We start from the raw sequence: 12,507 nt of genomic DNA on the forward strand, positions 1-12,507 counted from the left end.
CGTTCCTGGTCGAGGCCGACCGTGCGACGGCGCCGAACGGCGTTCGCGCGCAATTCATCCGATGGGTGGCCGAGTTCGATGTGCAGGTCCGGCGACGCCGAGGCTGTCGACCGGTCCCCCGCTACCCTAGCCGATGCCGTCGGCTCTGATACCTACGGTTTCAATCGTCTGGGAGCCCCCTGACGACCCTTTTCGTTGCCCACCTTGCCATCGCACACGAAATCGGTGCAGAATGCTGATGTGCGCGGAATCACGCCGGATCCGGCCGAGGCTGTCGGCGGGAACCGTCGCGCGCCATCGACGACGAGGACGCGTGCCGATCCGGGAGTGATATTCAGCCATCGCCATGACATGTGACCGATAAAGTATTGAACTGCAACACAATTGAGGTTCTCGATGACGATCATCTCCGAAACGCCAGAAACCACGTCGGCCTCCGGCTCGGGTAGCGGGCTGGCCGCCAAGGCCAACCGCCACCTGTGGGGCCACTTCGCTCGCCACGGCGCGGGCATCACCCCGCCGATCATCACCCGCGGCGAGGGCGTCCACATCTACGACGACGCAGGCAAGCAGTACATCGACGGCCTGAGCGGGCTGTTCGTCGTCCAGGCGGGCCACGGCCGTGCCGAGCTGGCCGAGGCCGCAGCCAAGCAGGCCGAGACCCTGTCGTTCTTCCCGCTGTGGTCTTACGCCACCCCGCCCGCGGTCGAGCTCGCCGAGCGCATCGCCGGTTACGCCCCCGGTGACCTGAACCGCGTGTTCTTCACCACCGGCGGCGGCGAGGCCGTCGAGTCGGCGTGGAAGCTGGCCAAGCAGTTCTACAAGCTGACCGGCAAGCCGGGCAAGCACAAGGTCGTCTCCCGGGCCATCGCCTACCACGGCACGCCCCAGGGCGCCCTGGCCATCACCGGCATCCCCGCCTTCAAGGCTCCCTTCGAGCCCCTGACCCCGGGCGGGTTCCGGGCACCCAACACGAACTTCTACCGCGCACCTGCGCAGTTCGCCCACGACGAGAAGGCCTTCGGCCAGTACTGCGCCGACCGCATCGCCGAGGCCATCGAGTTCGAGGGTCCCGAGACCGTCGCGGCCGTGTTCCTCGAGCCGGTGCAGAACGCCGGCGGCTGCTTCCCGCCGCCCCCCGGCTACTTCCAGCGCGTGCGCGAGATCTGCGACGAATACGACGTGCTGCTGGTCTCCGACGAGGTCATCTGCGCCTACGGCCGCATCGGTTCGATGTTCGCCTGCAACGACTTCGACTACGTCCCCGACATCATCACCAGCGCCAAGGGCCTGACGTCGGGCTACTCGCCGCTGGGTGCGATGGTCGCCTCCGATCGCCTGTTCGAGCCGTTCAACGACGGCCACACGGTGTTCGGCCACGGCTACACCTTCGGTGGACACCCCGTCTCGGCCGCCGTCGCGCTCGCCAACCTCGACATCTTCGAGCGCGAGGGCCTCAACGACCGCGTGAAGACCAACGCGCCGGCCTTCCGCGCGACGCTGGAGAAGCTGCTCGAGCTGCCGATCGTCGGCGACGTGCGCGGCGAGGGCTACTTCTACGGCATCGAACTGGTCAAGGACAAGACCACCAAGGAGACCTTCAACGACGAGGAGAGTGAGCGCCTGCTGCGCGGGTTCCTCACCCCCGCGCTGTGGGAGGCCGGTCTGTACTGCCGCGCCGACGACCGTGGCGACCCAGTGGTGCAGCTCGCCCCGCCGCTGATCTCCGGCCAGGCCGAGTTCGACGCGATCTACGACATCCTGTCCGACGTCCTCGGTCGCGCCAGCAACATGCTCTGAGCCGGTGCGCCCGACCTCTGCGCTGCCGGGCCCCGCGGACGCGACGCTACCCACCGTCGCCGACGTGATCGCCATGCCCGCAACGCAACTCGGGCGCCCGCAGGTCATCGCAGGCGACGCGCACCTCGCGCGTCGCGTGCGATGGCTGCACGTGGCCGAGCTGGCCGAGATCGACGAGCTGTTGCGCGGTGGTGAGCTGGTGCTCACCACCGGCTTCGCGCTCACCGATTCCGCCGATGCATGGGAGACCTACGTCTCGCGGCTCGAAGACGCCGGGGCCAGCGGATTGCTCCTGGAGTACGGCACGCGGTTCGCCACGGCCCCCGAGGCGCTCGTCGCCGCCTGCGAGCGGCACGCCGTACCGCTCGTCGTCTTGCATCGACCGGTGGAGTTCGTGCGCCTCACCGAGGCCGTGCACGCCCGCATCCTCGAACACCAGATGGCGACGTTGCGGCTCTCGGACAAGGCGCACGAGGTGTTCACCTCGTTGACCGTCACCGGCGCCACGGTCGCCGACATCGTCTCGGCAGCCGCCCGAATGGCCGACGCCGCAGTGGTGTTCGAGGACCTCATCCGACGCGTGCTGGCCTGCGATGCCTCGGGCATGCCGGTCGACCAGCTGCTGAACCGATGGGCCGCCCGTTCCCGCGAGGCGGTCTCGACCGGCCGGGCGGCGGTGTGCGGACCCGAGGAGTGGGTGGTCACCAACGTGGAGGTCGACGGAGAGCCCGTGGGCCGACTGATCCTGCTGCCTCGCGGCAGGCCCACGGCGGAACACCTGGTGATCGTCGAACGCGCCTCGGTGGCGCTGACGCTGCACCGCATGCTCACCCGCGACGACGAGGACCCGGGCGCGCTGGCGCAGCGCTCGCTGTTGAGCGACGTCATCGAGCGCAGGTACGGCAGCGAGGACGACGTGCTGGCACGCACGGACGCACTCGGCGTCGGATTGCGGCGCAAGCTGCTCGTCGGGGTCGTGGTGCGCACGCCGGACGGCGGGCCCGCCGGACGCGACTTCGGCAGGCTCGTCGCCGAGGCCACGCGCGCCACCGGTCTGCCCACGTTGCTCACCCCCCGGGGTGACGACGTCGTCTGCGTTTTGGTCGGCCTCGAGGATCACGGGCAACGTGCCGACGTCCTCACCCGCCTGGCCCGTGCGGTGCGGGCCCGCTGCGCGGGTGCCCGCATCGGGGTCGGGTCGACGGTGACCCGGTTGGCCGACGTCCGGCGATCCATCTCCGAGGCCGTCCAGGTCGAGCGCGCCTACCGCGCAGAACCCCACGGAGATCGGCTCTTTCACGAGTTGCCCGAACTCGGGGTGCGGGGCCTGCTGGTGACGCTCACCGGCGATCCCCGCCTGCAGGCGTTCGTGGCGCGCACGCTCGACCCCCTCCTGCACTACGACGCGCAGCACGGCACCGACATGCTTCGGCTGCTGTCGACCTACCTCGAGTGTCGCGGCAACAAGTCGGTCGCCGCGCGCACCGCCGCCATGTCGCGCGCCGCGTTCTACGAGCGGCTCGACGTCATCGCCAAGATCCTGCGCGTCGACCTCACCTCGGCCCGGGTGTGCACGTCGTTGCACGCCGCGGTGATGGCCCTGGAGGCCGAAGCGGCGATTCGTGGAGCGTGAGTCGCGCTGAGCGCGACGGATGCTCCACGAATCACACGCGCCCGTTGCGGCGATCGTCGTCGCGGGCACGCTCGTCGCGGGCGCACGGATCGCCGTAGCCACCGCCCCCGGCCGTCTCGACGCGCAGCACGGTGCCGGGTTGCAGTGTCAGCGACGCCTTGTCGGGCAATCCGGTCAGCTCCGTGCCGTCGGGACCGATCACCGTGACGGTGGTGGCTCGCGCGTCGCCACCCCCGTGCGCCCCGCGAGGCGCGAACTCGGGATGGGTCTGCTCGGAGTAGAACGTGACGCGCTGCGGCATGCCGACGATCTGGTACTCCCGACGCAGGCCGAGGCCGCCGTTGAACTGCCCGAGCCCCTGGGAACCGGGGATGAACTCGCACCGCAGGACGCGCACGCTGTAGTTGGTCTCGACCACCTCGACCGGCATCACACCGACGTTGGACATGTAGGTGTCCACACCGTCGATGCCGTCACCGAGCGCGGTGGCCCCGGTGCCGCCGCCGACGACGTCGGCCATCACCGACGGGCGACCCGTCAGCGGACTCACCGAACCCACGTTGCAACAGAAGAAGCTCACCGTGCTGCTGCCCACCGCCAGCTGCGGCCACATGTCGGCCATCGCCCGGATCAGCGTGTCGGCGAAGCGCTGACACGTGTTGTGGCGCACCGAGACCGCCGCGGGCGGCTCGGGGTTGAGGACGCTGCCCAGCGGTGCGTCGACGTCGACGACGCGCAGCAGCCCGTCGTTGGCACCGAGATCCGGTGCGACGACGGCTCGTACCGCGTAGACGACGCCGGCCCGGGAACTCGCCCACGGCACGTTCATCGCACCCGCCACCTGCCGGTCGCACCCGGACAGGTCGATCGCCAGCCGTCCACCCCGCTTGGCCACCCGAACGTGGACCCGGGCGGGGGGCCCACCTCGGCCGTCGTCGTCGAGGAAGCCCTCGGCTTCTCCCGTCCCGTCGGGCAGCGCCCGCAGTGCGGTCGCCACGCCCCGTTCCACGGAGTCGAGCATGCGCTCCATCACCTCCAGAAATGCTGCGACGCCGTATCGTCGCACCAGTTCGACGACGCGCTCGCCGCCAAGTGCGCACGCTGCGCGTTGCGCCCGCAGGTCGCTGACGGTGCTGCGCGGGTCGCGGATGTTCTCGGTGATCACCGCGATCAGGTCCTCGTTCTCCACCCCGGCCACCGCCAGCCGCACGGGAGGCAGCACCAGGCCCTCACCGAAGATGTCCTCCAGTTCCGGTCCCTCACTGCCGGGATTGACGCCACCGACGTCGATGTGATGTGCGGCGGTACCCGCCCAGGCGACCAGTCGACCATCGACGAACACCGGCGCGATCACGTTCACGTCCGGCAGGTGCATCGCGCCCATGAAGGGATGGTTCGAGATGAAGACGTCGCCCTCGGCGACCCGGCCTCGCCACCGCTCGATGATGGACGCGACCACGAGCGACATGGCGCCCAGCTGGGCTGGGATGTAGTCGGCCTGGGCCACCAGGTCACCCGATGCCGTGAACAGCGCGCAGGAAAAGTCGTCCATGTCGCGGATGATGGGGCTGTAGCTCGAACGCTTGACGACGTCGCCCATCTCCTCGGCCGCCGACTGCAGTGCCGCGGCCATCACCTCGAAGGTGACGGTATCCACCTCGTGCGCAACGGAATTCATCGATTTTCTCCGTTCTCGGTGATCAGCAGGTCGCCACCTGCCAGCACCTCTGCGTGCTGCGCTTCGAGTAGCACCGTGGTCGAATCCATCTGCTGCACGATCGCCGGCCCGGTGAATCGTGCGCCGACGGCGAGCCCGGCACGGTCGTAGATCGGGACCTGGGCGGCGGCGAAGCCCGGGATGCGGACCTCGCGGTGGGCCACCGGCGCGGGGGCCGGCGCGGCACCGGTGGGGACCGGGGCGTCGACGGGCCGGCGGTACGTGCCGACGGCGGCGATGCGCACGGTCACCAGTTCGACGGGTTCGCCGAGGTTGGCGTGGCCGTAACGTTCCGCATGTGCCGCGTGAAAGGCCTCCGGGATCGCGCTCAGTGCGGCCTCGTCCCACCCGGCAAGGGCCACGTTGAGTTCATAGCCCTGACCGAGGTAGCGGCAATCGACCGATGCCGTCACCGCCACGCCCTCCGGTGGCGCCCCGTCGCGCAGCAGTCGCTGGGTGGCCGCAGCGGCCGCCTCCTCGAACCACCCGGCGATGCGCGGTGTCGCGGCGTCGTCGAACGCGGTCAGCACCGTCTGCGAATCGTCGATCCGCAGACCCGCGACCAGCAGGCCGTCGGCGGAGAACAACCCCGGCCACAGCGGTACCAGCACCGACCGCAATCCCAAGTGCCGCAACAGCAGACCGGCGTGCAGCGGCCCGGCGCCCCCGAACGGCACCAGCGTGAACCGACGGGGATCGAGCCCCCGCTCCACGCTGACCTTGCGCACGGCGCGCACCATGTGGGCCAGGCCGATCGCCAGGATGGCCTCTGCCGCTTCATCGGTGGTCATGCCCAACGGGCCCGCGACGCGGTCCACCGCGGTGACCGCCGCGGCGCGGTCCAGTACCAGGTCGTCGGCGAGTTCTTCGGTGCCCAGCGTGCCGAGCACGACGTGCGCGTCGGTGATGGTGGGTTCGGTTCCGCCGCGCAGGTAGCTCGCCGGGCCGGGCACCGCCTTGGCCGAGCGCGGTCCGACCCGCAGGCGCCCCGTCGCATCGAGCCACGCCACGCTGCCGCCGCCGGCGCCGATGGTGTGGATGTCGACGGTGGGGGCCACCAGCACGTGGTCGCTGACCACCTGAGAGGTGGTGAACGGGATCCGTCGTCCGCGAACGAGACACACGTCGGTGGACGTCCCTCCCATGTCCAGGCTGATGACGTCGTCGAGGTCATGGCGCCGGGCGGCGGCGATGAGACCGGCCACCCCGCCCGCGGGGCCGGAGAGCACCAGGCGGTGCGCGGCCGCGTCGGCGCGACCCGCGGGTGCGCACCCGCCGTTGGACTGCATCACCAGGAAGGACGACGTGACCCCGGCATTGCCCAGTGCCGTCGCGGCACGTTCCAGGTACCCCCCGATCACCGGGCGCAGCGCCGCGTTCAGCACGGTGGTGGCGGTGCGCGGGTACTCCCGGAACTCGCGGACCACCTCGCTGGACAGCGTCACCGGCACGTCGGGCAGCGCCGCTCGCAGCGCCGCTCCCAGCCGTCGTTCGTGGGTGTCGTCGAGATAGCTGAACAGCAGGCTCACCGCGACGGCCCGGACGTCGAGGGCGGCGATCTCGGCGACGACGCGCTCCACCTCGGCGTCGGTCAGCGGCGTCAAGACCTCGCCGGTGCTGGTGAGCCGCTCGTCGACCTCGATGCGGGCGTGACGCTCGACGAGTTCGGCGGGACGAACCGGGGTGAGGCTGTACACGTCGGGGCGGCTCGACTGCCGATAGCCCATGACGTCGCGGAACCCGCGGGTGGTCAGCAGCGCCACCGGCGCGAGGTTGCCGGTGAGGACCGCGTTGGTCGCCACCGTGGTGCCGTGGCACAGCAGCGCGACGTCGGCCACCGGCACGCCGCGCCGCACCAGGGTGCGCACCGCGTTGCCGAGGCCGCGCGCCGGGTCGTCGGGGGTCGAGGCCACCTTGGCCACCACCACCCGACCGTCGGCGCAGCGCGCCACTGCGTCGGTGTACGTGCCGCCGGCGTCGATGCTCACCGTCCAGTCCTTCACGGGCTCCCTCTCGTCGAACCGTTCGTCGAGGTGCCAGTACAGCCGCCCCGCCGGGCCGCGTCATGCGTCAATCGACGGACGGTCACTACGTCAGATTGCGGATGCCGGCCCGGGCGGCGGCGACCACAATCGCGAGGATGGCAGCACGACCCTGGCCCGGTGGCGCGCGGTACGCGGCGAGCGTCACGTTCGACTTCGACGCCGAGGAGGTATGGATCGGCGAGGACCCGGCCAACGCGCAACGCCCCGGCGTGCTGTCGCAGGGGGCCTACGGCCCCAAGGTCGCGATCCCCCTGATCCTCGACCTGTTGGCCCGCCACGGGGTGACCGCGACGTTCTTCGTCTGCGGCGCCGACGCCGACCGCCATCCCGACCGGGTTCGCGACATCTTGACCGCCGGGCACGAGGTGGCCCACCACGGTTACACCCATCGATCCCCGATGGCGCTGTCCCGCGAGGACGAGGAGGCCGAGCTGGTCCGCGGCCTCGACTCACTGCGCGGTCTCGGCGCGGACGTGGTCGGCTACCGCTCGCCGTCGTGGGACTTCAGCCCGCACACCCTCGAGCTGCTCGGCGCGTACGGGTTTCGGTACTCCTCGAACCTGATGGACGACATCACGCCGTACCGGCATCCCGGCGGGATCGTCGAGGTGCCCGTGTCGTGGCTGTTCGACGACGCCCCGCACTTCTGGTTCTCCGGCGCCCGTGCCGACTGGGGCAGGACCATCCGCACCGTCGACGAGGTGCACGCCCTGTGGTCGGCGGAGATCGACGGCATCGCCGACCTGGGAGCGCACGTCATGCTGACCATGCATCCCTTCCTCATCGGCCGGCCCTCACGGCTGGCGCTGCTCGACCGGATCATCCGCCGCCTCGTGGACGGCGGGGCGTGGATCGCGCCGGTTCGCGACGTCGCCGGGCTGGTGTCGTGACCCCGCGCAGCGCCATCGTGACCGGCGCGGCGAACGGCCTGGGCACCGGCATCGCTCGTCGGCTGCTCGCCGACGGCTGGTGCGTGGTCGCGTCCGACGTCAGCGCCGAGGTGGAGGAGCGCTTCGCTGCGGGCACCCACGACGGTCGGGTGCGCACCGCGGTCGCCGACATCGCCGATCCCGACACCGCGCAGGCCCTGGTGCGCGCGGCGATGGCCTCGTTCGGGCGACTGGATGCCGTGATCAACAACGCCGGGATCGGCGGTCCCGGAGGCAATCTCGACACCGTGGCGATGACCGACGTGCGGCGCACCCTCGAGGTGAACCTGATCGGCACCGTCCAGCTGTGTCAGGCCGCCATCCCGCACCTCAAGGCGCAGCGCGGCGGGCGCATCGTCAACGTCGGCTCGGTGTATGCGCAGCGGCCGGTGGTCGGCGGAGCCGCCTACGTCATGTCGAAGGCCGCGCTGCACGGGCTGTCACAGTGTCTGGCACTGGAATTGGGCCCGTTCGGCATCACCGTCAACACCGTCGCCCCCGGGTACATGATGACCCGCATGCACGAGGAGGAGATCGCCTTGCAGGCGCGCGCGGCCGGCATCGAACCGGAACGCATGCAGGATCGGCTGCGGTCCGAGGTGCCGCTGGGCAGACACGGCACGGGTGACGACGTCGCCGGCGCGGTGACCTGGCTATTGAGCGCCGACGCCGGCTACGTCACGGGGCAGACGATCGGCGTCAACGGCGGGATCGTGGTGAGCTGATGGGGCATCTCGTCGTCACCGGGGCCGCGTCGGGCATCGGCGCCGCCGTCGCCGACGGTGCCGAGGCACGCGGGTGGACGGTGGCACGTCTGGACCGCGACACGGCCGCCGATGCCCGCATCCACCACGTCGACGTCGCCGACTTCGATTCGGCGACGGCCGCATTGGATGCGATCACCGCTCGGTGGGGACGCGCACCGGACGCCCTGGTGCATGCCGCGGGCATCTACCGGGTGCGGGCCGCCACCGACGTCGATGCCGACGCGTGGGACGAGACGTCGACGATCAACGCGCGCGGCACCTTCGTGATGGCGCGCGCCGTGGCCCAGACCATGATGTCGGCAGGTACCGGCGGCTCACTGGTGCTGCTGGGTTCGGTGGCCGCGCTGCGGGGCGACGCCGTCGAACCCAGCGTCACCTACGCCGCCAGCAAGGGTGCGGTCAGCGCGCTGGTGCGGCAGCTGGCCGTGGAGTGGGCCCGCGCCGGCATCCGCGTGAACGGCGTGCTGCCGGGCGTCATCGACACGGCCATGACCACGCTCGTCGACGACGCGCCGGCCTACGAGGCGTTCCTGCGCACGCTGCCGCTCGGCAGGCTGGGCCGCGCCGAGGAGGTCGCCGAGGTCTGCCTGTTCCTGGCTGGTCCGCAGTCGTCGTACGTCACGGGCAGCGAAATCACCGTCGATGGAGGGTATCTCGTCTCGTGACCACCCACGAACTGCCCATCGTGACCGTGGCGGGCGATGCCCGCGACCGCGGCCTGCAGTACGGATCGCAGGCTGCCGAGCGGGTGCGGCGCACCCGTGACGCCTACGCCGAGGTGTACGCGCACTTCGCGACCTGGGACTGGGACCGGGTGCGCGCCGAGGCCCTCCCCTTCGTCGAACCGATCCAGCAGTTCCATCCAGCGTCCGTCGACGAGATGGCCGGCATCGCCGAGGGCGCGGGGCTGGACTTCGTCGACGTCCTCGCGATGAACCTGCGCACCGAGATCCTCTTCGCCGCGAAGGTGCGGGCCGCCGACGCGCGTCGGCCACCCGTACTCGAGTGCACCTCCTTCGCCGCACGCACCGCCGACGGTGAGCAACTGATCGGTCAAACCTGGGACTGGCTCGTGTTCTCCGCCGACACCATCGTGCTGGTCGAGTCCACGCCCACCGAGGGACCGGCCTTCATGACCGTGGTGGAGGCCGGTTTGTTGGCCAAGCTGGGCATGAACTCGGCGGGTCTGGCACTGGCCACCAACGCGTTGGTGACCGCCGCCGATGCCGGGACACCCGGGGTGCCCTACCACGTGCTGCTGCGCGCGCTGCTGGACTGCCGCACCCCGACGGAGGCCGCCACCGTGCTGCAGTCGGCGCACCGGTCGTCGTCGGCCAACTATCTCTTCGGTTCCGGCGAGGGATTGGTGGCCGACGCCGAGACCCGGCCCGGCGGCCCCGCCGACATGGCCTGGGCGGTCCCCGACGACGACGGGCTGTTGCTGCACGCCAACCACTTCTCGGTGGCCCCCGCGGGCACCGTGGTGGACGTCGGAACCGCGCTCATGGCCGACTCGCTGTTCCGGCTGCAGCGGGTGCGACGCCTGGCCCGCGAGGCGCCGGGTGGCGGGGTCGAGGAGTGGAAGCGCATCCTCGCAGACCACGCGGGCCACCCGGCCGGCATCTGCTGCCACCCCGACCCCGACACCCATGCGATGGACCGGTGGACCACCGCGACGGGCGCGATCTTCGAGCCGGGTCGGCGCCGCGCACACGTATCGGTCGGCAATCCCTGCGGCGGCACCTGGTTGCTACGCGATTACGGCCCGTCCTGGGCGTAGAGTTCGGGCCACGTCGCAGGATCGCCGCGCATCGCGGCACCGCGCCAAGGGAGTTCGATGTCGAAGGTCGTCGCCGAGTTGGTCGTCGAGGCGGATGCGCGCCACCGCCCCGCGCATCCCGCGGTACCCGACCGCGTCGTGGACTACGCCGTGGGCTTCCTGGCGACGGCCAGGGATTCGTTGCGCTTCCTGTGGCGCGCCGACGACGCGTGGTTGTCGATCCACCTGGTGCGGACGCACGACGATCCCGTCGGCCCTGCACGGGTCGCCGGATCGCGGGTCACCCTCCGCGTCGCCGAGGTCGAGATGCCGCGCGGCGTCACGCTGCGCGAGGTGGACGTGCTGACGCTGCTGGCCCTCGGATTGACGAACGTGGGCATCGCCGAGCGGCTGGGGACGAGTGCACGCACGGTCTCCACGCAGATCGAGCGGTTGCTGACGAAACTGGACCAGGGCACGCGCGGGGGTCTGGCCGCACTCGCGGTGGACTCGGGACTGCTGCGTCTGCCGATCCCCGGCGGCGTCGACGGCACTCCGGGCATCGGCATCGTCGAACTCGAGTCGATCGTCACGGCCGTGCCGCGCTCGCCCGCACCCCCGTTGCGCCCGGCCTACCCGCGCAAGCGTCCGATGACCGTCGGGGCGCTCATCCCGGTCAGGGCCGCGGCGGCCGACGGCGTCGAGGTGCGCCACGGCGCGACGCTGGCGGTCGAGGAGATCAATGCCACCGGCGGCGTCGGCGGTCGACGCCTCGAACTGCTCGCCTCCGACGTCGACCTGTTCGACTGGGCCAGCGTCGAACGCGGGCTGGCCCGGTTGTTCGCCCACGACGTCGACGCGATCACGACGAGTTACGCCAGCGCGGAGAACTCCGCGGTGATCGACGCGGTCGCCGACTTCGGCAAGCCGTTCCTGCACACCGCGACCTACGCCGAGCAGGTCGCGCATGCCGAGTCCGATCCGCGGCGCTACGGTGCGGTGTTCCAGACCTGCGCGTCCGAGACGTTCTACGGCGTCGGTCTCATCCGACTGCTCACCGAGCTCGAGGCGGCCGGGGTGTGGCGACCACGCTCGCGACGCATCGTCAGCATCGAGGCGGCGACCACGAGTACCCGCGTCACCAACGAGCACTTCCTGGCCACCGCGGGTCAGGCGAATTGGACTCTCGCCGAACTGATCCGGGTCCCGGTGCCGAGCACGGACTGGGCGCGCGTCGCCCGGCGCATCGCGGCCGTCGACCCGGAGGTCGTCATGGTGACGCACTTCTTGGACCAGGAGGTCGCGGCGTTTCACCAGGCGTTCGTCGCCGCCGGTCTGGAATCGCTGGTGTATTGCGTGTACGGCCCGTCGATCCCCCGTTTCCAGGATTCCGTCGGCAGTGCCTCCGACGGCATCATCTGGTCGACCACCACCGGGACCTACGACGACGTGCTGGGGCGCCGCTTCCGCAACCAGTACGCGGCGCGTTTCGGCCGCGCGCCCGGGTGGTCACAGGCCGGCGCGGCATACGATCAGGTGAACCTGCTGGCTGCGGCGTGGAGCGCGACGGCCACCCGGGACACCGGCGACGTGGTGCGCTACCTCCGCCGCTGGCCGCACCGCGGGGTCAACGGCGTCTATTACTTCGGCGAGACCAGCCAGTCGACCCTGTCGTATCCGGATCTGACGCCCGACGCCTCGATGGGCCAGGCGCACATGGTCTATCAGATCCAGGGCGGCACCCACCGCGCGTTGGCGCCGGAGCCGTTCGGGTCGTGCGCGCGGTTCCGCGTGCCCTCCTGGTGCGCCCCCGGCAAGACGGCCTGACCAGGGTGATCGGACCCGTCCGTCAGATGA

10 protein-coding genes are annotated in these 12,507 nt (G+C 70.9%); 7 read left to right on the plus strand and 3 right to left on the minus strand.

The features are described 5' to 3' along the window. Nucleotides 1–152: 152 nt before the first annotated feature. Nucleotides 153–407 (minus strand): hypothetical protein, encoded by a 255-nt coding sequence (locus AC30CM_RS03385; protein ID WP_490115412.1) that lies wholly within the window; start codon nucleotides 405–407, stop codon nucleotides 153–155. On the opposite strand from AC30CM_RS03385, the gene AC30CM_RS03390 reads away from it, so the two are divergent. Further along, nucleotides 397–1,800: an aspartate aminotransferase family protein gene (locus AC30CM_RS03390; protein WP_490115413.1), complete on the plus strand. Its 1,404-nt coding sequence runs from the start codon at nucleotides 397–399 to the stop codon at nucleotides 1,798–1,800. The two genes, AC30CM_RS03385 and AC30CM_RS03390, sit on opposite strands and share 11 nt — an antisense overlap. Before the next feature lie 4 nt (nucleotides 1,801–1,804). Then, nucleotides 1,805–3,433: a PucR family transcriptional regulator gene (locus tag AC30CM_RS03395; RefSeq protein ID WP_490115414.1), complete on the plus strand. Its 1,629-nt coding sequence runs from the start codon at nucleotides 1,805–1,807 to the stop codon at nucleotides 3,431–3,433. A 31-nt stretch (nucleotides 3,434–3,464) separates the two neighbouring features. Here the strand turns inward: AC30CM_RS03395 and AC30CM_RS03400 are convergent, their stop codons facing one another. Both AC30CM_RS03400 and AC30CM_RS03405 read right to left on the minus strand, forming a co-directional pair. Beyond that, nucleotides 3,465–5,111, minus strand: a complete 1,647-nt coding sequence (locus tag AC30CM_RS03400) for a hydantoinase B/oxoprolinase family protein (protein WP_490115415.1) — start codon at nucleotides 5,109–5,111, stop codon at nucleotides 3,465–3,467. After that, nucleotides 5,108–7,138, minus strand: coding sequence for a hydantoinase/oxoprolinase family protein (locus AC30CM_RS03405; protein WP_490115416.1), 2,031 nt, complete (start codon nucleotides 7,136–7,138; stop codon nucleotides 5,108–5,110). Before AC30CM_RS03405 ends, AC30CM_RS03400 begins: the two co-directional genes overlap by 4 nt. Before the next feature lie 152 nt (nucleotides 7,139–7,290). Here AC30CM_RS03405 and AC30CM_RS03410 point away from each other — a divergent pair, with 152 nt between their 5' ends. The 5 genes from AC30CM_RS03410 to AC30CM_RS03430 are packed head-to-tail and all read left to right on the plus strand — an operon-like array spanning nucleotide 7,291 to nucleotide 12,477. Continuing rightward, a complete protein-coding gene (locus AC30CM_RS03410) occupies nucleotides 7,291–8,085 on the plus strand; it encodes a polysaccharide deacetylase family protein (RefSeq protein ID WP_490115417.1) in 795 nt (264 codons plus the stop codon). Beyond that, nucleotides 8,082–8,849, plus strand: a complete 768-nt coding sequence (locus AC30CM_RS03415; protein ID WP_490115418.1) for an SDR family NAD(P)-dependent oxidoreductase — start codon at nucleotides 8,082–8,084, stop codon at nucleotides 8,847–8,849. Before AC30CM_RS03410 ends, AC30CM_RS03415 begins: the two co-directional genes overlap by 4 nt. Further along, complete coding sequence (locus AC30CM_RS03420) at nucleotides 8,849–9,556, plus strand: SDR family NAD(P)-dependent oxidoreductase (RefSeq protein WP_490115419.1); 708 nt, start codon at nucleotides 8,849–8,851, stop codon at nucleotides 9,554–9,556. Before AC30CM_RS03415 ends, AC30CM_RS03420 begins: the two co-directional genes overlap by 1 nt. Continuing rightward, nucleotides 9,553–10,671: a C45 family autoproteolytic acyltransferase/hydrolase gene (locus AC30CM_RS03425; RefSeq protein WP_490115420.1), complete on the plus strand. Its 1,119-nt coding sequence runs from the start codon at nucleotides 9,553–9,555 to the stop codon at nucleotides 10,669–10,671. Before AC30CM_RS03420 ends, AC30CM_RS03425 begins: the two co-directional genes overlap by 4 nt. A 57-nt stretch (nucleotides 10,672–10,728) precedes the next feature. Then, nucleotides 10,729–12,477 carry an ABC transporter substrate-binding protein gene (locus AC30CM_RS03430; RefSeq protein ID WP_490115421.1) on the plus strand — a complete coding sequence of 583 codons (1,749 nt, stop codon included), beginning with the start codon at nucleotides 10,729–10,731 and terminating at the stop codon, nucleotides 12,475–12,477. The last annotated feature ends 30 nt before the right edge of the window (nucleotides 12,478–12,507 follow it).

The sequence above is a fragment of the Mycobacterium sp. DHQP2018-32-09 genome (assembly GCF_058148405.1).

Coding starts and splice junctions, on each gene's coding strand:
- AC30CM_RS03390 (WP_490115413.1), top strand. CDS start 397: ATGACGATCATCTCCGAAACGCCAGAAACCACGTCGGCCTCCGGCTCG.
- AC30CM_RS03420 (WP_490115419.1), top strand. CDS start 8,849: ATGGGGCATCTCGTCGTCACCGGGGCCGCGTCGGGCATCGGCGCCGCC.
- AC30CM_RS03385 (WP_490115412.1), bottom strand. CDS start 407: ATGATCGTCATCGAGAACCTCAATTGTGTTGCAGTTCAATACTTTATC.
- AC30CM_RS03400 (WP_490115415.1), bottom strand. CDS start 5,111: ATGAATTCCGTTGCGCACGAGGTGGATACCGTCACCTTCGAGGTGATG.
- AC30CM_RS03430 (WP_490115421.1), top strand. CDS start 10,729: ATGTCGAAGGTCGTCGCCGAGTTGGTCGTCGAGGCGGATGCGCGCCAC.
- AC30CM_RS03410 (WP_490115417.1), top strand. CDS start 7,291: ATGGCAGCACGACCCTGGCCCGGTGGCGCGCGGTACGCGGCGAGCGTC.